19 protein-coding genes are annotated in these 22,192 nt (G+C 63.3%); 3 read left to right on the forward strand and 16 right to left on the reverse strand.

The genetic code is table 11. From position 1 onward, the window contains the following. Position 1 precedes the first annotated feature (1 nt). From H4V96_RS17875 to ybaK, 16 genes are all read right to left on the reverse strand, one after another. The gene (locus tag H4V96_RS17875; RefSeq protein ID WP_280721095.1) at positions 2 to 1,117 is read right to left on the reverse strand and encodes an acyl-CoA desaturase; all 1,116 of its coding nucleotides are present in this window, start codon (positions 1,115 to 1,117) and stop codon (positions 2 to 4) included. After that, a complete protein-coding gene (locus tag H4V96_RS17880; protein ID WP_196855054.1) occupies positions 1,114 to 2,229 on the reverse strand; it encodes a sterol desaturase family protein in 1,116 nt (371 codons plus the stop codon). Before H4V96_RS17880 ends, H4V96_RS17875 begins: the two co-directional genes overlap by 4 nt. Further along, positions 2,226 to 2,870, reverse strand: coding sequence for a phosphatase PAP2 family protein (locus tag H4V96_RS17885; RefSeq protein WP_082260970.1), 645 nt, complete (start codon positions 2,868 to 2,870; stop codon positions 2,226 to 2,228). The genes H4V96_RS17880 and H4V96_RS17885 overlap by 4 nt, the downstream gene beginning before the upstream one ends. Further along, the gene (locus H4V96_RS17890) at positions 2,867 to 4,180 is read right to left on the reverse strand and encodes a F390 synthetase-related protein (RefSeq protein ID WP_196855053.1); all 1,314 of its coding nucleotides are present in this window, start codon (positions 4,178 to 4,180) and stop codon (positions 2,867 to 2,869) included. Before H4V96_RS17890 ends, H4V96_RS17885 begins: the two co-directional genes overlap by 4 nt. After that, a complete protein-coding gene (locus H4V96_RS17895) occupies positions 4,177 to 5,007 on the reverse strand; it encodes an MBL fold metallo-hydrolase (RefSeq protein ID WP_196855052.1) in 831 nt (276 codons plus the stop codon). Before H4V96_RS17895 ends, H4V96_RS17890 begins: the two co-directional genes overlap by 4 nt. Then, positions 5,000 to 6,037 (reverse strand): NAD(P)-dependent oxidoreductase, encoded by a 1,038-nt coding sequence (locus H4V96_RS17900; RefSeq protein ID WP_196855051.1) that lies wholly within the window; start codon positions 6,035 to 6,037, stop codon positions 5,000 to 5,002. The genes H4V96_RS17895 and H4V96_RS17900 overlap by 8 nt, the downstream gene beginning before the upstream one ends. Positions 6,038 to 6,047: 10 nt before the next feature. Continuing rightward, the gene (locus H4V96_RS17905) at positions 6,048 to 7,028 is read right to left on the reverse strand and encodes a 3-oxoacyl-[acyl-carrier-protein] synthase III C-terminal domain-containing protein (protein WP_196855050.1); all 981 of its coding nucleotides are present in this window, start codon (positions 7,026 to 7,028) and stop codon (positions 6,048 to 6,050) included. Between the two features lie 166 nt (positions 7,029 to 7,194). Further along, positions 7,195 to 8,103 (reverse strand): ion transporter, encoded by a 909-nt coding sequence (locus tag H4V96_RS17910; protein ID WP_010401187.1) that lies wholly within the window; start codon positions 8,101 to 8,103, stop codon positions 7,195 to 7,197. A gap of 92 nt (positions 8,104 to 8,195) precedes the next feature. After that, entirely contained in the window at positions 8,196 to 9,947 is a 1,752-nt protein-coding gene (locus H4V96_RS17915; protein WP_196855049.1) for a cation:proton antiporter, read from the reverse strand. A 105-nt stretch (positions 9,948 to 10,052) separates the two neighbouring features. Next, complete coding sequence (locus tag H4V96_RS17920) at positions 10,053 to 11,297, reverse strand: metal-dependent hydrolase (RefSeq protein ID WP_196855048.1); 1,245 nt, start codon at positions 11,295 to 11,297, stop codon at positions 10,053 to 10,055. Between the two features lie 101 nt (positions 11,298 to 11,398). Next, positions 11,399 to 13,042, reverse strand: a complete 1,644-nt coding sequence (locus H4V96_RS17925) for a GDYXXLXY domain-containing protein (RefSeq protein WP_196855047.1) — start codon at positions 13,040 to 13,042, stop codon at positions 11,399 to 11,401. Next, positions 13,039 to 14,004 carry a DUF2157 domain-containing protein gene (locus H4V96_RS17930; protein WP_196855046.1) on the reverse strand — a complete coding sequence of 322 codons (966 nt, stop codon included), beginning with the start codon at positions 14,002 to 14,004 and terminating at the stop codon, positions 13,039 to 13,041. The genes H4V96_RS17925 and H4V96_RS17930 overlap by 4 nt, the downstream gene beginning before the upstream one ends. A gap of 53 nt (positions 14,005 to 14,057) precedes the next feature. After that, the gene (locus H4V96_RS17935; protein WP_010401194.1) at positions 14,058 to 14,348 is read right to left on the reverse strand and encodes a DUF427 domain-containing protein; all 291 of its coding nucleotides are present in this window, start codon (positions 14,346 to 14,348) and stop codon (positions 14,058 to 14,060) included. A gap of 70 nt (positions 14,349 to 14,418) precedes the next feature. Next, entirely contained in the window at positions 14,419 to 15,084 is a 666-nt protein-coding gene (locus H4V96_RS17940) for a DsbA family oxidoreductase (RefSeq protein ID WP_196855045.1), read from the reverse strand. Positions 15,085 to 15,174: 90 nt separating this feature from the next. Further along, a complete protein-coding gene (gene plsY, locus H4V96_RS17945) occupies positions 15,175 to 15,807 on the reverse strand; it encodes a glycerol-3-phosphate 1-O-acyltransferase PlsY (protein WP_196855044.1) in 633 nt (210 codons plus the stop codon). A 109-nt stretch (positions 15,808 to 15,916) separates the two neighbouring features. Then, entirely contained in the window at positions 15,917 to 16,408 is a 492-nt protein-coding gene (gene ybaK, locus H4V96_RS17950; RefSeq protein ID WP_010401197.1) for a Cys-tRNA(Pro) deacylase, read from the reverse strand. A 37-nt stretch (positions 16,409 to 16,445) separates the two neighbouring features. Here ybaK and H4V96_RS17955 point away from each other — a divergent pair, with 37 nt between their 5' ends. The 3 genes from H4V96_RS17955 (at position 16,446) to H4V96_RS17965 (ending at position 22,107) form a co-directional block, all read left to right on the forward strand. Further along, positions 16,446 to 17,429, forward strand: a complete 984-nt coding sequence (locus H4V96_RS17955; protein ID WP_196855043.1) for an endonuclease/exonuclease/phosphatase family protein — start codon at positions 16,446 to 16,448, stop codon at positions 17,427 to 17,429. 322 nt (positions 17,430 to 17,751) lie between these two features. Continuing rightward, positions 17,752 to 18,984: an efflux RND transporter periplasmic adaptor subunit gene (locus tag H4V96_RS17960; protein ID WP_196855042.1), complete on the forward strand. Its 1,233-nt coding sequence runs from the start codon at positions 17,752 to 17,754 to the stop codon at positions 18,982 to 18,984. A gap of 3 nt (positions 18,985 to 18,987) precedes the next feature. After that, positions 18,988 to 22,107 carry an efflux RND transporter permease subunit gene (locus tag H4V96_RS17965; RefSeq protein WP_010401203.1) on the forward strand — a complete coding sequence of 1,040 codons (3,120 nt, stop codon included), beginning with the start codon at positions 18,988 to 18,990 and terminating at the stop codon, positions 22,105 to 22,107. Positions 22,108 to 22,192: the final 85 nt, after the last annotated feature.

Genomic DNA, 22,192 nt, shown 5'->3' on the forward strand with positions numbered 1-22,192 from the left:
ATCATAACTTGGCGGGCCGCTGGCCCATGGCGCGCAGGAATTGCTGCTGCGAAGCGTGCAGCTGGGCATAACTGAGTTCGCGGTACACGAGGCCATGGCGCGGCGCCAGCTCGGCGATGATGCGCGCCAGCGCCGGGTAGTGGCGGTGATTCCAGGTGGGGAACAGGTGGTGCGTCAGGTGCAGATTCAGGCCGCCCAGCCAGTAGCCGAGCCAGCGCAGGCGGCGCGGTTGCGGCGTCCAGTCGCAGGCTGTGTAAAACGTATGCTGGTACCAGTCGTGCGGCAGGGTGCCGTCCGCGCCCGGCTGGAAGAATGCCACTTCGGCCCAGTGCGTGCCCAGTATCAGCGCCACCAGAGCGCACGAGGCGATCATCTGGCCGACGAAATACGCGCCCAGCACCACGCCCCAACCCATGCCGTGCTGCTGCAGCACCCACATGGGCAGCGCCAGCACCAGCGCCACGTGACCGAGCTTCCAGCCCAGGAAAGAGCGCCAGCCGCGCCAGCCCTGCAAGCGGCTGTGCGCCGCCACGGGCGTCTTGCCGAAGCGGTCCAGCCAGTCGCCATACCAGTTCAAATAAGGCAGCGACAGGGCCGCCACCACGGGCCAGTACAGGTATTGATAGCGGTACTGCGGCGACCAGCGTTGGTAAGGCGTCTGGCACAGGAAGGGGTTCGGCTGCGTATCGAGGTCATAGCCTTCCACGTTGGCATAAGTGTGATGAAAGTGCACGTGGCGGATGGTCCAGAAATCCGTGTCCACGCCCACAGGCAAGCCCACCAGGCGGATCAGGATGCGGTTCAGGCGTCCCTGGCGAAAGACGGCGCTGTGGGCCGCGTCGTGCAGGGTATTCATGGCCAGCGCCATGGCCGTGACCAGGCAGGCGACATAGCTGCAGACAAAGCCCATGGTGCTGTCAGCGCGCAGCGCCAGTACATACAACGATATCGTCAGCACGGCCAGGAAGGCCGCTTTCGCATGCATGCGCAGGTCGCCAAAGCGGTGTTTTCCTTCGTCTGCCAGATAGGCGTCGGCGCGCGCGCGCAGTTCGCGGCGCAAGGCGGAGTCGCGTGCGCGCTGGAAGCGCAACGGCGGCAAGGGAGGCACAGGCGTCACGCGCGCGTCCCCGTCACTGCCGGCCACCACAGGCGGCGCGCGCCATCGAGACCATGCGCCAGCAGCGCGGCCAGGCAGGCCATGCCCCAGGCATCGCGTGCGCCGTACCAGCCGAGGAACGGCAGCGGCATGACCAAGGCGATGAACACCCAGGCGATGGCACCCCAGCGCCGCGCATCCGACAGGCCGCCCAGCGCCAGCGTGCCGGCGAAGATCAGCGCGAACAGGATCGCTTGCTGTGCGCCAGCCAGCGCCGCTTCGTGGTTCACGTAATGGATCACCAGGCCAAACAAAATCACGCCGCCAATGCCGATGAACAGCTCGGGCACGTGAAAGGTAGCGCGCGACTGGCAGTGGGGAAAGCGCGCGCGCAGCCAGCCAAATAATTTTCCATTACTGGCTAACAGGGGATTATGCGTGGCCGTCATGCCTTTCACGCCATAGCGCATTTCCACGCCCGCAAGTTCGGGCTGGAAGCTGCCGAACAGCTTATCCCACAGCAGCAGGGTGCCACCGAAATTGCGATTGAGGTAGCGCTTGTCGGTGCCGTGATGCACGCGATGGTGCGAGGGCGTGACCATGAACTTGTCGAGGATGCCGGATTTATTGACCAGCGCATTGTGGTTATACAACTGCACCGTGTAATGCAGGGACGAGACGACGAGGAAGATTTCCAGCGGTAGGCCCAGCACGGCCAGGATGGCGATGAAGGGGAAATTCGTCAGCGACGAATACCAGGAATTGCGCACGCCCAGCGACAGGTTGAAATGCTCGCCCTGATGGTGCACCACGTGCACGGCCCACAGCAGGGGAATTTTATGGTGCAGCCGGTGCATCCAGTAAAAGCACAGGTCCCAGGCAAAAAAGGCGAAGCCCCATTGCGCGGCCACGGGCCACTGGTCGACGATATGCAGGTTCACATGGCGCAGCAGCAAAGCAAACGCGGCCAATTCCACGCCACGGAACACCCACATCAATATATGCCCGGAATTGAGGTTGAAAATGACGTCTTTCCACGGCACCGGCGTCTGGCGCAGCCATTTCAGAATCAGCAGTTCGGCCAGCACGCAGGCCAGCATGACAAGGAAAGAGAGGGCAAAGGGATTCATCATGATACGGTTTGACTGGAAATGGTGCGGCGGGCAGACCAGAATAGCGGCATTTTCGCCAGCATGCCGGCGGCCAAGCCCACGGCCAGGCCGGCGGCCAGGTCGATGCTGACATGCCGGCGCAGCGCGATGATCGCATAGCAAATGCTGATCCCCAGCAGCACGGCCAGCGCGCAGCGCAGCAGGTGGCGCCTGTCGCACAAGGCCCACACGCACAACAGTGTCAGGGCGCCATGCAGCGATGGCAGGCAGTTTTGCGTGGAGTCCGCCGCCTGCAACATGCGCAGTGCCTGCGTGCTCCAGGCATTCCCGTCACCCACGGGCGGATACACGAGAGTGCTCGGGTACAGCAGGAACACCACGCCGCAGGCCAGCGCACAGAGCGCCATGGCGCGCGCCAGCCAGCGCACGCGGGCGGCATCGGCCACCAGGTAAGCGTACGGGATCAGTATGAAGAAGGATAGGTACAGCCAGATGGCGGCGTCGCTGTAGGCAATGGCGCGGTCAAGCGCCGTCTCGGGCAGCAGCATGCCCGGCCCTTGCAGCAGATCGCTGGAAAAATACACGAGGCCGACGCTGCCCCAGCCGGCCAGCAGGTGCAGCAGACGGCTGCGCAGCGTCATGCACGTGGCAGTGGAATTCATGCGCTCGCAAGGCGCCGGATGCGACGCCGTTTCATGCTGGGGTCAAACGGAGGCAGTTCGCTGCTCATCGTCCAGGCCAGGGCCTCGACCGCCACGCCCAGCCCGCGCAGCACTGCTGCCAGGTGTTCGCGCAAGGCGGCAAGGCCGGCGGCGTCCAGGGCCGCATGCAGTTGCAAGGCGCTCTCGCCCTGCTGCACCAGGCGGTAGTCGGCATCTGCTGGCAAGGCTTGCGCGAAGGCGCGCGTCAGCACGTCGGCAAACACGGCGACTGGGGCGCCACCGTTCGCCGATAACATGGATGGTAGTGATGGCAACAACAGCATATCATCACAGCGCCCTTCGATGCCGGCGATGGCGCGCGTGGCGCGGCCGCACGGGCATGGCGTGGCGCGCGCGAGCAGGATGTCATCGAGGCGGTAGCGCACGATGGGCTGCGTGATGCGCGTAAAGTCCGTAATCACGGGCACAAAACGACGTTCTTCAGCGTCGAGCCATTGCGGTTCGATGTGCACAAATTCCTCGTTCAGGTGCAGCACGCCGTGTTCGCAGCTGCTGGCCAGAAAACCCTCGGTGGCCTGGTAGATTTCATGCACGGCGCCGAACGCCTGCACGATCAGCGCGCGGTCTTGCGCTTCCAGCACTTCGGCAACCGAGATGACTTTTTTTGGCGCCAGCGCCAGGCTGCCATCGATGACGCGCAAGGCCAGCTGGCGCAGCACCTGGGCCGGCGCGACGATGACAGTTGCCTGATAGCGCGCCAACTGCGCGCACAGGCTGTCGAACGGTTGAAACAGATCGTAGAAGGCAAACGTGAGCCACGGCGAGCGCACGGCCGTATACAGATTGCTGTTCGCGCGCAGGAACAGGGCGACTCTTTCGCCGGAAAACAGGCCCTCGGGCAGCGCCTTGGCCAGCATCACACCCGCCCATTGGGCCTTTTCGCGGGGGCTGACGGTAAACACGGCGCGGCGCGACGAGGTGCCCGATGACAGGCCCACGGTGATGTCGCCCACGGCGGGCGTGAAATCGCGGCTATGCTCGGCGGCCATGGCTGCGGCCATCGCCTGCGCCAGGGTGATGCCTGCCGTGTTCATGGTATCGAAATGCTCAAGCATCAGCGCCTTGTTCATGAATGGCCACTGCGCCAGGGGCAAGCTGCGGCAAGGCGCAAAGTAGCGGCTGCGCGCGCACAGGGTGTCGATGAAGCCCGCCAGTTGCTGCTGTTGGTAACTTTCCAGCTGCGTGCGGTCGGCAAAGCGCAGGCGGCGCGTGCGCCAGTACGACAATAACAGCCAGACGATGCGCTTCACGGGCGGCCCGCCACAGGCAAATAGTCGAGCGTATCTTCATGCGTGATGCGGATCTGCGCATTCCCCGACTGGTGCAACTGATGCAAGCGCTTCAGGGTCGCGTAATACGGCGCGCGCTTATGCTGGATGATAAACGACAACTCCGACGGCCCGCGCAGTTGCTGGAAGCTTTCCGGCACCCAGGCCGCGTCCGACGCCAGCAAAGTCCAGCCGCCCTCCTGCAGCACGAAGGCGCCGAGATGGCCGATGGCGTGGCCGGGCAAGTCGACGATGTAAATTTCGCCCGTGCCACTGACGTCGCGCCCGTGCGTAAACGGCAACAGGGACGCCGGCAAGGCCGACTCGGGCACGCTTTCAACAAAAGCCAGGCGCTCGGCGATATCGTCTGGCAGCAGTTCGGGCACGAAGGCCTGGCGCACGGCAGCCACGCCGGACAGGCGGCGCACGGCGTCCCAGCCGACTTTTGACGCCATCAGCCGCGCGCCAGGAAAGTCGCGCAGGCCGGCGATATGGTCGGCGTGAAAGTGCGACAGCAGCAGGGTAAGGATATCGCCGGGCACTACGCCATGCGCGCGCAACTGGCCCCGCAGCGATTCATTCTCGTCGAAAGAAATCGGCGTCACCCACGCATACATCCGGTACACGCCCTTCGCCGTGGCGGCGCGGAAGTGTTCGGCGTAACCGGTATCCCACAGGTACAGGCCAGCGCGCGTTTCGATCAGGTAGGCGCGCGAGGGGAAGCAACGGCTGGCCAGCCCGCTGCCTTTCAAGACCATGCAGGACGGGTGGCTGCAGTGGCCAACGCGAAACGCAGTGATACTAGCCATTGCGTTCCTTGCCCACCTGCTGCGCGGCCGCTTCCTGGCGCATCCACTGGGCCGTCAAGGCGATGCCTTCTTGCAGGCTGACGATGGGACGGTAGCCGAGTACCTTGCGCGCCTTGGCATGATCGAGCGTCATGTCGAAACTGAGCGCGCCGACGCTGTAGGGCGTGAGAGCAGGCTCGCGCCGCGTAAAACGCGCAGTGAACTGCATCAGACGGGCAAGCAGCGCCAGCACGCGATATGGCACGCTAACGATCTCGAACGGCTGCTGCAGATGCTCGCAAAACAGGCTGCGCAAAATGTCGCACAGGCGCGCCGGTTCGCCGTTCGTAATATTGAAGGCGGCGCCCGAAACGATGTTCTTGTGCACGGTGGCCAGCCACATCGCGTGCACGACGTTGTCGACATAGGTGACATCGATGCTGACCGCACCGCCCCTGGGCAGTGGCAGCTTGCCGCCGCGCGCCTGCAGCACGCGCGCCAGACGCGGGATCAGCACCTGGTCGTGCGGGCCGAAGATGGCGCGCGGGCGCAGGATCACGCACGTCATGGCGCGATGACGGTCCACCGACTCCTGCACCAGCTTTTCCGCCATCGCCTTGGAGCGCGCATAGGCGTTGACGAAAGTGTCGGGGCGGAAGGTTTCCGGTACCTCGTAACGGTTGCGATAATCGAAATACATGGCCGGCGTGGAAATATGCACGAAGCGCGCCACGTGCACGCTGGCGGCCGCGCGCAGCAGCTGGCCCGTGGCCGTGACGTTGGCGGCGATGAAATCGCACTCGGGGCCCCACGGCGACGACAGCGCGGCGCAATGCCAGACAGTGTCCATGCCACGCACCAGCTCATCGACCTGGCGCGGCGATGCTTGCGCCAGGTCGAGCGCGACGAATTGCGCGCCCATTCGTTCGAGTTCGCGTCCCACGGCGACGTTACGCCCGGTGGCGCGCACTTCCACCCCCTGCGCCAGCAGGGTACGCACGGCATTGCGCCCCAGCCCGCCCGTCGCTCCCGTGACCAGTATCCGCCTCATCACATTACCTTCACAGATCAAGAATCATGGCACCGATGGTCAGGCCTGCGGCCGTGCCCATCATCAAAAAACGCTGGCCCGCCACGGCCCGCCCCGTCATCACCGCCTCGTGCAGGGCGGTGGGCAAGGACGCGGCCACCTGGTTGCCATGCGTTTCAAATATCTTGATGATTTTAGCATCGGGGACATCGAGGATACGCGCCGCGTGCGCCAGGCCCAGCGGGCTGGCCTGGTGCGGCACAACCACATCGACGCGCTCCAGACCGGAACCCGATTCCTGCATGAGTTCAGCAAGGAAATCTGGCATCACCTTGACGGCCAGGCGGAACACGGCCTTGCCATCCATGCGAAACAGATAGTCGCCCGGTTCGCAGCCGTTGCGCGGATTGCGCTCGGTGCCGCCACCGCGGATTTCGCAGTAGCGCCGCCCTTCCGGATACGTGCCCATCTTGTAGGCGCGGATGCCGGCGCTGCCGTCACCACGCTCGACGATGACGGCGGCGGCGCCGTCGCCAAAGATCATCGACGCTTCCGGCTCGCTCCAGTCGACCCCGCGCGAGGCGAGGTCGGACGAGACGATGGCGATGCGCCGGTAGGCGCCGCCGGCCAGCATGGAGGCGGCCACGCGGAAAGCGGCCATGAAACTGAGGCAGCTGGCATTGACGTCGAAGCTTTGCGTACCTGACGGCAATCGCGCGTGTTCGGCAATGAAACAGGCGGTGTTGGGCAAAGCTTGCTCGGGCACGCCGCAGGCACAGATCAGCAAGTCGATGTCGGACGGACGCAGGCTGGCGTTCTTCAGCGCGTCGAGCAGGGCGGCGGCGCCAAGCTGGCTTTGCGACTCATCGGGCGTGGCGACAAAACGCGACAGCACGCCGCTCTTGCGCAGGGTGTAGCCGGCCGGATGGCCCAATTTCAGGTCCAGGCTTGCCGAGGTCACACTATGCGAGGGAACGGCTTTGCCCGTCGCGATCAGGCGAACTGGAATCATGTCAGCTTTTATAAGTTGGTGCGCTAAAGCGCAAAAACACCTGATGCCGCCTACTGCGCGGCGCGATTGATGGCCTGCGATGCTCACCGTGCATGCGCACAGCTGCGCGTCTCGGCAAGCACTCAGCTGCGCTCGCTACGCTGGCATCAGGCGAGATTAATCGGCACTAATCGTGTACCAGCGGCGGCAAATCAACGCCGCAGTTCTTGCAGAAATTGGCATCGTCATCGAGCCCTTCTTTCAGGCACGTGGGGCAGGTGCGCGTGGTGACCAGCTTGGAACTGCGCTGTACCGTCATTTCGGCACTGATAATGCCGGTAGGCACTGCCAGGATGCCCCAGCCGAGCAGCATCATCAGGGAGGCGATAGCGCGTCCAGGATCGGTGCGCGGCGTGATATCACCAAAACCCACCGTGGTCATGGTGCTGATGGCCCAGTAAATCGACGTGGGAATGCTGCTGTAGCCGTGATCCGGCCCTTCCACGACATACATCACAGTACCCAACAGAAAGACCACCATCATGACAAAAGACAAGAAAATGAGGATCTTGCGCCGGCTCGCCACCAAGGCCCGCCCCAGCACCGTGTATTCATGCACATAGGACGTGAGCTTGAGGATACGGAACATGCGCAGCAGGCGCAAAATACGCACATCGATCAGCACATGCGCGCCCGGCAGCAGCAAGCCGATGTAAGTCGGCACGATGGCGAGTAAATCAATCACGCCGAAAAAACTCTTGGCGTAGCGTACCGGATGCTTCAGGCACGACAGGCGGGCACAGTATTCGATGGTAAATAAAATGGTGAAAAACCATTCCAGCGCCGTCAGCCAGGCGCCATAGCGCTCTGCCATGGCGGCAATGCTGCTCAGCACGACTACCGTCACGCTGAGCAGGATGGCGGCGATCAGCAGCAGGTCGAAGGCACGCCCCGTGCGCGTTTCCGCCTCGAAGATGACGGTGTACACCTGCTCGCGCCAGCCCCGCTCGGGCTTGCCAAATTTTTGCTGCGTTTCCTGCGCCGCCAGCTGCTGCGGCGTCAAGGGTGCCGCGCCACGCTTCGTCGCGGCTTTCATGTCGATAGTGTACTCATAGACTATTATTGTATAGATAATTGAACGAGCATGGCGACACGCAAGTTTGCCGGACAATTTTCACGACGACAACACTACAACAACTTCTGCGCCAGCAGCACCGCATTACGCCGGTCGCGCTCGGCTTGCACGATGTCCGCCGTGCGCGCCTCCGACAGTCCTACGGTGTGCAGCACAGTGGCCGTCAGCTGCAGCGCCGATTCCAGCGCCTCGGGCACGACCAGGGTGGCGCCCGCCTGTATCAGGGCCACCGCATGCGCCTCGTCGCGGGCGCGCGCAAATACGGGCAGCAACGGATACTCGCGGCGTATCGATTTCACGGCATGCAGCACGGAGGCCGCATGGTCCATCGTCAGCACCACGGCGGCAGCGCGGTCGGCGTTGACTTTTTGCAACAGTTCCGCGCGCGAGGCATCGCCGAAATACACGGGAAAGCCGCGCGGATGCAGGGTCGTCACCAGGCGCGCATCATTTTCAATCGCCACATAAGAGATATCGTGCTCCGTCAGCACCTTTGCCAGCAACTGCCCCACGCGGCCGAAACCGGCGATGATGACGGTGCTGCCCTGCGGCGGCAGCGCGCCGCGCGACAGGTCTGCCAGTTGATGCTGGTGGCGCTTTTCCCACCAGCTGCCGAAAGCGCGCGCCGCCTTCGCCAGCGCCGGCGTGGCAAACAGGCTCAGGCCCACCACCAGCATGACGAACTGCGCCACCTGCGGGTCGACCAACTTCTTGCCCAGCGCATAGGCGACGACGATAAAGGCAAATTCGCCGCCCTGCCCCAGCAGCACGCCCGTTTCCACGGCGCGCCCCCAGTGAAAGCGGCCAATGCGAAAAATCACGCTGATGACCAGGGTTTTCACCGCAAACAGGCTCAGCACGGCCAAAGGAATCAAAATCGGTGACTTGATGATTTCGCGCACGTCGATCTGCATGCCCACCGACATGAAGAACAAGCCCATCAACAAGCCCTTGAAGGGCTCGATCGTCACTTCCACTTCGTGGCGAAATTCCGTCTCCGCCAGCAGCAAGCCGGCCAGCAAGGCGCCCAGCGCCATCGACAGGCCCGCCAGATACGTCAATCCCGCGATGCCCAGGGTGCTGAGCAAGGTCAGGGCCATGAAGACGTCGGGCTGGCGTTTCTTGACGAAAAACTGGAATAGCGGACGGATCACGCGGCGCCCCAGCAGATAGATCAGCAAGATGGCGCCCGCCGATTTCAAGACTGCAAAGCTGAGCAGATACGCCAGGTCGTCGCTGCGCCCGCTGGCGAACACGTCGATCAAGATGAAGAGCGGCACCACCATCAAATCCTGGAACATCAACAGGGAAAAACCGGCCTGCCCGGCCGGCGTCTGCAAGGTGCGCTGGTCGGTCAGTAGTTGCATCACCACCGCCGTGGATGACAAGGACAGCACCAGGCCCAGCACGATGGACGCTTCCAGCGACAGGCCGAAGTAATACGCGACGCCGCCGATCAGGCAGGCGCTGACGAGCACTTGTCCCACGCCAGCACCAAACACCCAGCGCCGCAGCGCCCACAGGCGTTCCGTCGACAGTTCCAGGCCGATCATGAACATCAGGAACATGACGCCCAGCTCGGCCAGGCCGCTGACCTGCTCGGCTCGCACGAAGGAAAAATGCGTCAGCCAGCTAAATTCAGCAGCCCACAGGCCAAAGCCGAAAGGGCCGAACAAGGCACCGACGGCCAGGAAGCCGAGCACCTGGCTGACTTTCAGGCGTTGCAATAGCGGAATAAAAATCCCGGCCAGGGCGAGAAACAGCAGGGTTTCTCGCAAGTAAGGTAAGGCGTGCTGCTCTTCCAAGATAATCCTAACTTAATGACATCAATGCTCAATGGCTAGTGTCGCATGGACGGCCACGGCAAAGTAAGTGCACAGACGATATTTTTCCGTAAGGCAATATCTATGCTATTCGCCCCCATGAGCGGGCTGCGCCAGCATGTCGGCACGCGGGCGGTCCCAGCCCGGCACGTAGGCAGGACAAGCTCGGCCATGGAACTGTTGCAGTTCGACGGTCGTAAAATTGGGCAACATGCCGGGATTGAAACGCACATCCGTCAGCTTGTCCGCCTTCAATCTGGGCATACGGGCAAAGCGCAACCAGGCGTCCGCATAGCAATTGTCCGATTGCAAGGCGCGCAAGGTGGACAGGCTACCTTGCGCCTGGACGGCAACGGCGATGCCGGGTGCCAGTTGCTGGCCCTGCTTGCTGGTTTCGGCCAGGCCGGCCGGGCAGGCGGCAGGCGCCAGCAAGGTGGGCAGCAGGCTCAAGGTGCCGCGCCGCAAGGTATACACATCGGTCTTGCTGTCGAGCGAAACATAGATCCAGCACAGCGGGCTGCTGGGAAACGCCGTCATCGCCACATCCCACACGCGCGTGCCGGGGTCCAGGCGCTGCACGGCCGCCTCGATGCGGCCGCGCCCGATGGCCGATGCCACGCCCTGCGTGCCGATGAAGGTGGCCGCCAGCGCGAAAGCCAGCAGCAGCGCTCCGCGTCCCCGTTCGCCGGCCCGCCCTTGCAGCACGGCCAAGAGCACGCCCAGTGCCAGCAAGAAAGCCAGCGAGGCGGGCGCCAGATAGGTTTTATAGGTGAAGAAACACAGGGCCGCCGCCAACCCTGCCAGCAGCACGCTTTTGACAATGCCGTAGCGCAAGGACATGATCACGGGCACGCCCAGCAACACCCAGAACATGGGTTCGACGATGAAGACCATGTCGCCGTACAGCCAGCGGCTGTTAAAGGGATAAAACGGGTGCAAGCCATAGGAATTGAGGAAATCCATACCCATGTGCAGACAGAATCCCAGCAGCAGACAGGCCGCCAGGCCCAGCCGGGCGGGGGCGCTGTCCTTGAGCAAGCGGCGCGCACCGGGCCACAGCAGCCACAGCAAGGCCAGCAACAGCAGCGCCTGCGGCAAGGCCAGCAGCAAGGTATGCGTGTGGCCGCGGTGATGCAACATATAGCCGAACGGGCGCGGCAGCAGCGTGGTCAGTAGCAGGTCCAGGTCGGGCGCGTTGCTGGCAAACCAGGCCGAAAAGAGAAACAGCGCGCGCCGGGTGCGCTGGGCGGGGGCTTGCGGCTCGGGCGGCAGGCTGCGGTGTAGCAGTTCACCGACACCGAGGCCGATGACTGAGTGCGTAATATTATCCATCGGGCAATTTTACAGGATGCAGCCGGCCCAACAGCAAAGGCTGGGGGCACCCTCAGGGCACGCCCCCGGATTCTGCCATTGGGCTTGTTCATATCAAGCGTCTACAGCGCCTGTAAATCTTCCCCACGCATGCCCACCAGCAAGGCGCGGCCATCGGGCAGCACGCGGAACTCGCCATAGCGGGCCTTTTCCCAGCGCGCCGCCTCGCCTTCCTTGAAGAACCAGGCATCGCTGACCAGCACCCAGCTCCCACCCTTGGGCGTCAGTTCGAGCAGGAATTCGCCGGGCGCCAGCGCCTCTTTTGCGTACGGGCGCAGCAGTTCTGCCACGCCGCGCGCATCGCGCATAGCTACCACGCGGGGCCGCTCAGCTGCCCTGTCCACGCTGACCAGGGTGCTGAGGATGCCGAGGCCCTGGAAATTGAGGCGCATGTAGTCGCCCTGCATCAGCGAACGGGGATCGACGGGCGCCAGTTCCACGAACACAGGCGCGCCCTTGGCAATCAGCTGCTCTTTTTGCCAGATGCCGATATTGGCCACCAACAGCACCAGCAGCAAGCCTACCGGCAGGCCCAGGCGCACGGTGCGGGTTTCGGTCAGCGCGGCCGCTGGCGGGTTCTGCACCAGATGCAATACCGTGCCGCGCGTCGCCAGCCACGACAGCGCGCACAGCAGCGCGCCCGCCGTGGCCAGCAGCGCCGCCTTGCTGGCCAGCGGCCAGGCCAGCTGGTAATAAAAGCTGCCGAGTATCCACGCCGCCGCCAGCGCGGCCGCCAAGGCAACGCGCGAGCGCCCGCTCGTCAGGCAATACGCGAGGATCAGCAGCACGGGGCCCAGCGCCGGCATGCACCACGCCAGCACGATCAGCACCAACGCCACGCCGATGGCGGGTAACTGGCGCAACGCCGGCCAACGCCATCCCATCCAGGCAGCGGCCGCCATGGCCAGCACGAGCGAGACGCCATTCAACGCTTGCGCATACCAGGCAGCGGCTTGACGCCAGCTCGCTTCGCGCACCACGTCGCCAGTAAGGCCAATGCCCAAGGCACCGCCGAGCATGAAAGTCAGGCCAGACCAGAAGACCAGGCCCAGCAAGATGGCCAATACCCACCCCGTCGACAGCGATTCCAGGAAGGTGGCGACGGGCGCGCCACGGCCATCGTTGAAAGCCTGCTTCTGCAGCCAGTGGGTACCCAGCCAGCATGCCAGGGCCAGCATCCAGGCGATATACAGCTCGGTGGCATCATTGTGCAAAATCGCGTCGCTCACGCCTAAGGCCAGCAAGCCGCAAGCGAACAGTCCCAGCAGTACGCGCAGCCAGTCGCGCGGCAGGGCAGCAGCCACCACCAGGCATGCCAGACACATCAGCAGCGGGGCAATCTGCGTCGCATAGTCGCGGAACAGCGCGTAGCCCAGCAAGCCGCCGCCCACCAGCAGGCAGGGCACGGCCAGCTGCTCGACAAACAAGGCCACGCCGCGCATGCGGATCAGCAGCACGGCCGCCACCAGCACGCTGCCCGCCACGACATACGCGCCGGGACCGTGGCGCAACACGCTTTCCAGGCCCGCCCACAACGCAATCATCAGGGGAATGGCAGCCAGCCAGGCGCCGAAAGCCGTCATCAGCACCAGCGGCCACGGCCGCACGTCCTGCACCGGCCGGACAGCGCCGGGCGGCAGCAAGCCGGCGCGCGTGGCATCGTCGATCAGGGTCGCAAGCGCATCGGCGCGGTTTGCCTGCTTCATGCTGCCCCCTGGCGCGTGCGCCACAGGATGGCTTGCACGGTCACCGCCAGCAGCACGGCCGCGAACAAGCCCAGCATCAGCAGCCTGCCGGTGCCATCGCCACTGCCACTACCAATGAACAGCGCGCGCGCCAGGCCGCCCACCAGCAAGATATTGACGCCCAGCGCGACGGCGCTCAGGCAAAAACCATCAAACAACTGGCGCGTGGCCAGCACGATTGCGGCGATGGCCAGCAAGCCCAGTCCAGCCCAGTAAGGCGATGCAACCTCGCTGCCGAACAGGGCGCTGACGGCCGTGCCGCTAATGAGAATGGTGGCCAGCACCAGGCCCAGGCGCAAGGCCCAGTTGCCAGCCCCCGTCCAGCGTGCCAGCAGCGGCGAGACAAACGCACAGGCGGCCAGCATGGCCAGCCAGCCGCTGATGAAGATGGACAGATCGCTGGCATCGATGCGCCAGCTGTGGTGCGCGTGCGCCTGCATCCACAGGGCGGTGGCCGTGGCCAGCACCAGCATCCACGGCGTCCACAGCACGTCGCTGCGCGCCACCAGGCACAGGGGCAGCGCCAGCGCGGCCCACAGGGCGAATAGCTGCCATGGATCGGCGCCGGTCTGGTAGGTTTGGCCGAAATACGCGAACAGGCCGCCGATGGCCAGCAAGGCCAGCAGCAGCAAGGGCACGCGCGCCTTGGGCGCAGCGAAGGCGCCCAAGCAAGCGGCAACAAACACGCCTTGCAGCAGGGAAAAACGGCCCGTGCGGCCCAAGTTGTCCCAGTTGGCGGCGACCCAGCAGATCAAGCCCATGCCCAGCAGCGCGGCGCCCAGCACCGCCACACCGCGCGGCAGCCAGTAAGCCAGGCGTGCGGGGGCGCGCTGGAAACCGGCCGCTTCCTGCAACTGCCGGCTTTGTTGGGCATCGAGCGCATATTTCGAGGCGAGTTGATACACGGCGAGGCGTAGATCCATCGTCTGCTTTCTGCTGGTTTTTATTGACTATGCAATACGTCAACGCTCAACGCTCAACGCTCAACACTCACGCCGCGCCAAAAGGCGACGTGGCCGGCAATTTGCTTGGCGGCATCCTTGGGCTGGGCGTAATACCAGGCCGCGTTGGCATTCGTCTGGCCATCGACGACAAGGTCGTAATAGCTGGCCGTGCCCTTCCATGGGCAGCTGCTGCTGTGGCTACTGGGACGCAGATAATCCTGCTTCACCTTGGACAAAGGAAAATACACATTGTTTTCAACGATTTGCACCTGATCGTCGGTAGCGTGCGCGATGACGGCACCGTTCCAGCTGGCTGTTGGCATTTGACTATCCTCCCTTTACAACGAGTGTAGCGCAAAAAGTCTGTCATGGCGCGCGCCGTTGGCGCCCCATTCAGGTACCGGCGATGATCTGGCGCAAGGCTTGCTCAAACACTTCGGGCGGCTGGCCGCCGGAAATCAGGTGGCGCTCATTGATGATGACGGCGGGTACCGAGTTGATGCCGTTCTGCTGGTAGAACTGCTGCTGTGCGCGCACCTCGTCTGCATACGCATCGGACGCCAGCACCTCGGCCGCCTTCACGCTGTCCAAGCCCGCCTGGCCGGCCACGGCCAGCAACAGTTCGTGTGACGAAGGGTTCTGGCCTTGCGTGAAATAGGCATCGAAGAGGGCCATCTTGAGTGCTTTCTGGCGCCCCTCGATCTGGGCCCAGTGCAGCAAACGGTGCGCATCGAAGGTGTTGTAGATGCGGCCGCGCTGGTCCATGGCAAAGGTAAAGCCCAGCTGCTCGCCGCGCACGCGGATCGCTTCGCGCGATTGCGCCATCTGTTCCGCAGTGGAGCCGTATTTGCGGGCGATGTGTTCGCTGATATCCTCGCCTTCCGGCGGCATATTGGCGTTCAGTTCGAAGGGCTGGAAGTGGATCTCGGCCTGGACGGTACCGTGCAATGTGTCCAGCGCCTGTTCCAGCGCTTTCAAGCCAATCACGCACCAAGGGCAGGAAACGTCGGAAACGAAGTCGATACGGATGGCAGTGGGTGTGGCGGGAATGGAACTCATGGTCGACAGCCTTTGCGCGATTCGGTGGCGGCCGCACCGCGCGGCGGCGCAAGGTTGCGGGTCAGACCCGACGGGCCTGACCCCGGTATTTTACTTCTTCTTCGCAGGCGCCTTGGCGGCGTCCTTCTTGCCGCCAATTTTGCTTTCCTTACCAGAGAGCAAGTTCGCAATGTTCTGGCTGTGGCGGTAAGCCAGCAATACGCTCATGACGACAACTGCCAGCAAGATGGGATCGATGCCGAACAGCAAGCCATAATAAAACGGCGCGAACAGCGCTGCCACCAGAGCTGCCAGCGAAGAGTAACGAAAGGCGTAGGCAATGATCAGCCAGGTCGCCAGGGTCGCCAGGCCCAGCCATGGATTAATACCCAGCAACACGCCGAGGGCCGTGGCCACACCCTTGCCGCCGACGAAGCGGAAGAACACGGGCCACAAATGGCCGAGGAAGACAGCGATGGCGACCAGCGCCACGGCCATGTCACCCACGCCCAGCGCGCTGGCAAAATGGTCGGCCAGGAACACGGCCAGCCAGCCCTTGGCGCCGTCGCCCAGCAGGGTCATGATGGCGGCGCCCTTGTTGCCACTGCGCAGCACGTTGGTAGCACCCGGATTTTTCGAGCCATAGGTGCGCGGATCGGCAATGCCGTAGACCTTGCTCATCACCACGGCAAACGATATCGAGCCGAGCAAGTAAGCGGCCACTGTCATTGCCACAGTCATCATTAGTGGATTCATTTCTTCCCTTTATTGTATTTTCAACATCAGCATCAAGGCTGGCGCAGCAGAATATACACCAGCGCTCAGTCCAGGGACAGGGCAGTGTATGGTTTTCTTAATCCTGCAACGCGCACTGCACCGGCTTGGCTTTGAGCAAATCGAGCAGCACCTGTGGCGCCAGCGAAATGAGAAAACCGCGCCGCCCGCCATTGATATAGATACGTTCGAGCGCCAGAATCGATTGCTCCACGTACACGGGCATGGCCTTCCTGGTGCCGAAGGGCGACGTGCCCCCTATCATGTAGCCGGAATGGCGCTGCGCCACCTCGGGCTTGCACGGCTCGACGGACTTGCAGCCGATGCCACGCGCCAGGTTTTTGGTCGATACCTTGCAATCGCCATGCATGAGCACGATCATCGGCCGCGCCGCCTCATCCTGCATCACCAGGGTCTTGATGACAGCATGTTCCGCCACCCCCAGCTCGCGTGCCGAGACGCTGGTGCCGCCGTGCTCCTCGTAGGGATACGGGTGTTCTTCAAAGGAAACCTGATGCTTGCGCAGCAGCTGCGTCGCCTGAGTTTCGGAAATATGCTCTTTTTTAGCCATGCGTGATACGCTGATCGTTCAGTGAGGAGTACTAATTATGCAGGAAGAAATCCGCTTTGCCACATTCAATGTCTGCAACCTGGCCCCGGCCGGGGAGAAATTATATGACAACCTGGAACCGTTAAGCCCGGCGCAATACGAGGCCAAGGCGGAGTGGACAGCGCGGCAAATCGATCTGCTCGACGCCGACGTGATCGGTTTCCAGGAAATTTTCTCAATAGCGGCCCTGCGCGACGTGCTGTCGCGCACGCGCCACTACCGCGACGCCACCCTGGCCGGCTACGATGCGCCCGATGCGGCAGGACGCATGCTACCCACGGTGGCGCTGGTGTCGCGGCTGCCGCTGGCCGGCGCTGGTGTCGCCTGGGAAAACTTTCCCCCCGGTGTGACCGTGTCTGCCGACAGCCATGCCGCCGCTGACAACAATGACCGTTTTGCCCGCGCACCGCTGCACGTGCAGGTGCACTTGCCCGGAGGGCAACTCACCGACGTCGTCGTGGTGCATTTGAAATCGCGCCGGCCCGATTACCGCCAGGGCGATGCCAGCGCGGCCGCCTACGCGCTGGCCGAGCTGCGTTCGCTGCAGCGGCGCGGCGCGGAAGCGGTGGCCCTGCGCGTGCTGGCAAGCGAGCTGGGTCGCAGCGGCCGTCCGCGCATCGTACTGGGCGACTTCAATGACATCGCCAATGCCGTCACCACCTCCATCGTCATGGGAACGGGAGCGCCGTGCGACGCCCATGGTGAGATGCCGGAAATGCGCGCGCGCCTGTACGATGCCAACGCCATCCAGTTGCGCCAGGATGCCGTGCGCCACGTGGGTTACACGCATATCCACAACAGCACCTATATGACGATCGACCACATACTCGTGTCCGAACATTTCCACGCCGCCTCACCGCGCGCCATCGGCGTGGTGCAGGAAGTGAGCTGCCTCAATGACCATTTGCTGTTGGACCTGCCGCACGCATCGGACCATGGCCAGGTGCTGGCGCGCATCAAGCTGCTGGGAAACATTAATTAATCAATCAATGCAATGACTGATGTCACCACGTCGCCCAGCGCAAGCAGCGTGACGTGCGCAGTATCCATGCCGGCAGTGGTCTTTAGTCGCCGTTTTTTGCATTCCAGCCCCGATTTTGTGCAATCTGTCGCACGGCGATGGCGGCCAGACTTGAATCTTCCTAAAGTGGCAACATGCGCATCGCCGTGAACGGCCGCAGCGGCAGGCGTGCTGCCTGCGGCCGCTAGGGTGATGCGCTACCCGAATTCCCCCGGCTCGCGACAGGCCGGGTCCGCACCGAGACCTGGCGCCAAGCCCCGCGCCGCTCCTGACTAAACAAACTATGAAAAACGAGACCCTGCCCCCCGCCTCTCTCCTTGCCACCACACGCCGCAGGCGCTGGCGCACCGCGCTACTGATCCTGCTCCTACTGGCCCTGGCCGGCGGCGGCTGGACAGTCATGCAATCGAAGCAGCAAGCGGCCAAGGCGGCCCAATTGCAAGCGAGTAAAAAGAAGGAACAGCTCAAGACGCCCGTGCATGAACTGGCGCAGGGCGACGTGGCCGCCATCAATGCGCGCGCGCTGAGCATCAGCCTGCCACTGGCCGGTTCGCTGACGCCCGTGACCCAGGCCACCATCAAGGCCAAGGTCTCCGGCGTGATCGAGGAAACAACCTTGCAGGAAGGCCAGCAAGTGGCCAAGGGGCAAATCCTCGTGCGCCTGGATGCGGCCGACCTGCACGCCCGCCTGACGCAACAGCAAGCCATGCTGGACGAAGCGCAGGCGCGCCTGTCCATGGCGGCCAAGAATGAAGCGAATAGCCAGGCACTGCTGAAGCAAAAATACATTTCGCAGACGGCCTACGACACCACGCAAAACTCGGTCGACCTGGCGCGCGCCAGCGTCAAGTCCGCCGCCGCCATGCTCGATATCGCCCGCATCGCGCTGGCCGACGCGGTAATACGCGCACCGATGGCCGGCATTGTCAGCAAGCGCCATCTGCAGGCTGGCGAAAAAGTGTCGCCAGACATGCCCGTCTACACCATCGTCAACCTGGCCCAATTGACCCTGGAAGCGCCCGTGCCCAGCGCCGAAATCCCCCGCATCAAACTGGGCCAGGACGTGCACTTCAAGGTCGACGGCTTCGGCGCGCGCGACTTTGCCGGCAAGGTCACGCGCATCAATCCGACTACCGAGAATGGCTCGCGCGCCATGCTGGTCTACATTGCCGTCGACAATGGCGATGGCGCGCTGCGCGGCGGCATGTTCGCCAAGGGCAGCATCGTTACCGAACGATCAATCGTGGCGCCGCTGGTACCGCTGACGGCCGTGCGCGATGAAAAACAGGGCCCCGTGGTGTACGCCCTGGTCAACAACAAGGTGGTGGCGCAGCCCGTCACTCTGGGCTTGCGCAACGACGAAGAAGGCTATGCGGAAGTGAGGTCCGGCCTGGTGGCGGGTGCCAAAGTCATCGTCGCCAGGCTCGATGGCGTCAAACCGGGACACAGCGTGACCTTCGCCGCACAGCCAGGCACGCCCGCCGCGCCGGCGGCCGTACTGGCACGCAAGGAATAAGCCATGTGGATGACCAAAGTCAGTATTCAAAACCCCGTCTTCGCCACCATGGTCATGGTGGCGCTGGTAGTGCTGGGCATCTTTTCCTACCGGGGCCTGGGCGTGGAAAGCATGCCCAGCGTGCAATTTCCATTCGCCGCCATTGAAGTCAATTACCCTGGTGCTTCGCCCGAGGCGGTGGAAAACGATATCACGCGCCCCATCGAAGATGCCGTCAATACCGTCAGCGGTATCAAAACCATTCGCGCCAACTCGTGGGAAGGACGCGCCGGCGTGTACCTGGAATTCGAGCTGTCGACGAATATGGACAAGGCCATGCAGGACTTGCGCGACAAGGTCGCCATGGTGCGCCCGCGCTTCCCGAAAGAAGCCAAGGACCCGTTCATCGCGCGCGCCGAGGGCGACAATGAGCGCCCCATCGCCACCATCGTGCTGACCTCAAGCGGGCATGACCTGCGTTCGCTGTCGACCTTGACGGAGCAGATCATCAGCAAACGCTTCCAGGGCGTGGCCGGCGTGGGACAAGTCAAGCTGCGTGGCCTGCGCGCGCGTCAGATCCTCATCAGCATGAAGCCGACCGAACTCAATGCCCAGGGCATCGGCGTCGATGAAGTCATACGCGCCATCCAGGCCACGAATACCAACCTGCCGGCCGGTTCCATCAGCCATGGCGCGAGCGAACAACTGGTGCGCGTCGAAGGCAAGATCAAGGATGCGCGCGAATTCGGCAAAATCATCGTGGCACGCCGCGCCATCGGCCCCATCTACCTGGACCAGGTGGCCAGCGTCGTCGACGGCGAGCAAGAAGAGCTGTCGATCTCGCGCATGAACGGCCAGCAGGCCGTGACCATCGAAATCACCAAGGTACAAGATGCCAATGTGGTCGAAGTGGGCACAGGCATCCTGAAAGTGGCGGCGGATCTGCAAAAGACGCTGCCATCGGACATCAAGCTGCGCGTACTGGACGACGAATCGGAGCGCGTGCAAAGTCAGCTCAATAACGTCAAGCGCACCATCATCGAGGGCGCCGTGCTGACCATGGTGATCGTCTTCCTGTTCCTGCACTCATGGCGCTCAACCATCATCACCGGCTTGACCCTGCCGATCTCCGTGCTGGCCAGCTTCATCGCCATGAAGGCCTTCGGCTTCACGCTGAATTTTCTGACCCTGATGGCGCTGTCCTTGTGCATCGGCCTCTTGATCGATGACGCCATCGTGGTGCGCGAAAACATCGTGCGCCACCTGGGCATGGGGAAAAATCACTACAAGGCGGCCAACGACGGCACCAATGAAATCGGCCTGGCCGTGATGGCCACCACGTTCGCCATCGTCGCCGTGTTTGTACCGGTGGCCTTCATGGACGGCATCATCGGCCGCTTCTTCCTGCAGTTCGGCATCACCGTCACCGTCGCCGTGCTGGTGTCGCTGTTCGTCAGCTTCACGCTCGATCCGATGCTGTCGTCGGTCTGGCGCGACCCTGTCAAGGACCGCTTCAAATACGCACCATGGCTGGGCCGCTTCATGGCCTGGTTAGAGACAGGCATCGACCGCCTGCACGTCTGCTACGGCAAGGTATTGAAAGTGGCGCTGCGCTGGCGCAAGACGACCCTGGCCACGGCCATGGCACTGTTCGTGGGCAGCCTGATGCTCGTCCCCATGATAGGCGGCGAGATGTTCCCGGAAACGGATCAGGGCTGGATCAACCTGCGCTTCAAGACGCCCGTCGGCTCCAGCCTCGAATACACGGACAGCAAGGTGCGCCAGGTAGAAGCGGCGCTGCGGGAGTTTCCCGAGATCGACAGCGTGGCGGCCAACATCGGCACGCCGGATGGACGCAACGCGGCCGAGGTTAACCTGAAGCTGACAGATATCAAGACGCACAAGCGGCGCTCGCAGCAGGAACTGGAAAAGCTGATCCGCGAACGCCTGGCGCCGATTGCCGGCATCACCCTGTCGGTGGGCAACCGCCCCATCTTCATCGCCATCCTGGGCACGGACGAAGGCAAGCTCGATGCTGTGGCGCACAACCTGATGGACAAGATGCGCAGCATCAAGGGCCTGGCCGACATGGAATACAGCCAGGAAGGCGCCAACCCGTCAACCACCGTGAAGATCAACAACGAACTGGCCAGCGACCTGGGATTGTCGGTGCAGCAGATAGGCAATGCCCTGCGTCCATTCGTGGCCGGTGATACGGTCAGCCACTGGCTGGCCAGCGACGGGCAAAACTATGACGTCAACGTACAACTGCCCAAGTCGGGCCGGCAAAAAGTGGCCGACCTGGCCGACCTGTCGCTGGCGTCGAGCAAGCTCGACGCAAACGGCAAGCCGGTCATGATTCCACTGCGCCAAGTGGTGCAGTTCGTGCCGTCGTCCAGTCCACAGGTGTTGAAACGCCAGGCCTTGCAACGCCGCGTCGCCATCTATGCTGGCGTGCAGGGTCGTCCTGCCGGCGACGTCGACGCCGACGTGCAGAAAGCCATCAAGTCCATCGACCTGCCGGCAGGCGTGCGCTTCGATGTGGCCGGCAATGCGCAGCAGATGGCCGAGACCATGGGCGGCGCGATGATGGCGCTGGGCATCGCCGTGATCTTCATCTACCTGGTACTGGCGTCGCAATTTGGCAGCTTTTTGCAGCCGATCGCCATCATGGTGTCGCTGCCGCTGTCCTTGATCGGCGTGCTGGCAGCCCTCCTCATTACGGGCAGCACTCTGAACATTTTCTCCGTCATCGGCTTCATCATGCTGATGGGCCTGGTGACCAAGAATGCGATCCTGCTGGTCGACTTCAGCAACCAGCGCCAGCGCGAAGGACTGGGGCAATTCGAGGCGCTGATGGAAGCGGGACAAGTGCGCTTGCGCCCCATCCTGATGACCACCCTGGCGATGGTCTTCGGCATGCTGCCGATGGCCATCGGCATGGGCGACGGCGGCGAATCGCAGGCGCCGATGGGCCGCGCCGTCATCGGTGGCGTCATCACCTCGACCCTCTTGACGCTGGTGGTGGTGCCCGTCGCCTACACCTACCTCGATAGCCTGGGCAAGCGCGCCGCACGCTTTTTCGGTGGCAGCGGCGGCGAGCATGCTGAATCCGCCGACGACGGAAAAGCGCACGCTCACTGATGTACCAGTCGCCTTCAGCGTCCCCGCATTGGCGGGGACGGCGCGGCGGCTGCCTGAAGAGAGCTTCAGTTGACGCAAACGGCCC

The organism is Janthinobacterium sp. CG_23.4 (genome assembly GCF_029892305.1).
Taxonomy (GTDB): Bacteria; Pseudomonadota; Gammaproteobacteria; order Burkholderiales; family Burkholderiaceae_D; genus Janthinobacterium; species Janthinobacterium lividum_D.

What these genes read in the sequence shown, in the direction of transcription:
- H4V96_RS17900 (WP_196855051.1), bottom strand. Translation starts at nt 6,037, where the DNA reads ATGAGGCGGATACTGGTCACGGGAGCGACGGGCGGGCTGGGGCGCAAT.
- H4V96_RS17895 (WP_196855052.1), bottom strand. Translation starts at nt 5,007, where the DNA reads ATGGCTAGTATCACTGCGTTTCGCGTTGGCCACTGCAGCCACCCGTCC.
- plsY (WP_196855044.1), bottom strand. Translation starts at nt 15,807, where the DNA reads ATGATGACTGTGGCAATGACAGTGGCCGCTTACTTGCTCGGCTCGATA.
- H4V96_RS17925 (WP_196855047.1), bottom strand. Translation starts at nt 13,042, where the DNA reads ATGAAGCAGGCAAACCGCGCCGATGCGCTTGCGACCCTGATCGACGAT.
- H4V96_RS17905 (WP_196855050.1), bottom strand. Translation starts at nt 7,028, where the DNA reads ATGATTCCAGTTCGCCTGATCGCGACGGGCAAAGCCGTTCCCTCGCAT.
- ybaK (WP_010401197.1), bottom strand. Translation starts at nt 16,408, where the DNA reads ATGGCTAAAAAAGAGCATATTTCCGAAACTCAGGCGACGCAGCTGCTG.
- H4V96_RS17910 (WP_010401187.1), bottom strand. Translation starts at nt 8,103, where the DNA reads ATGAAAGCCGCGACGAAGCGTGGCGCGGCACCCTTGACGCCGCAGCAG.
- H4V96_RS17885 (WP_082260970.1), bottom strand. Translation starts at nt 2,870, where the DNA reads ATGAATTCCACTGCCACGTGCATGACGCTGCGCAGCCGTCTGCTGCAC.
- H4V96_RS17935 (WP_010401194.1), bottom strand. Translation starts at nt 14,348, where the DNA reads ATGCCAACAGCCAGCTGGAACGGTGCCGTCATCGCGCACGCTACCGAC.
- H4V96_RS17960 (WP_196855042.1), top strand. Translation starts at nt 17,752, where the DNA reads ATGAAAAACGAGACCCTGCCCCCCGCCTCTCTCCTTGCCACCACACGC.
- H4V96_RS17940 (WP_196855045.1), bottom strand. Translation starts at nt 15,084, where the DNA reads ATGAGTTCCATTCCCGCCACACCCACTGCCATCCGTATCGACTTCGTT.
- H4V96_RS17955 (WP_196855043.1), top strand. Translation starts at nt 16,446, where the DNA reads ATGCAGGAAGAAATCCGCTTTGCCACATTCAATGTCTGCAACCTGGCC.
- H4V96_RS17930 (WP_196855046.1), bottom strand. Translation starts at nt 14,004, where the DNA reads ATGGATCTACGCCTCGCCGTGTATCAACTCGCCTCGAAATATGCGCTC.
- H4V96_RS17965 (WP_010401203.1), top strand. Translation starts at nt 18,988, where the DNA reads ATGTGGATGACCAAAGTCAGTATTCAAAACCCCGTCTTCGCCACCATG.
- H4V96_RS17920 (WP_196855048.1), bottom strand. Translation starts at nt 11,297, where the DNA reads ATGGATAATATTACGCACTCAGTCATCGGCCTCGGTGTCGGTGAACTG.
- H4V96_RS17880 (WP_196855054.1), bottom strand. Translation starts at nt 2,229, where the DNA reads ATGATGAATCCCTTTGCCCTCTCTTTCCTTGTCATGCTGGCCTGCGTG.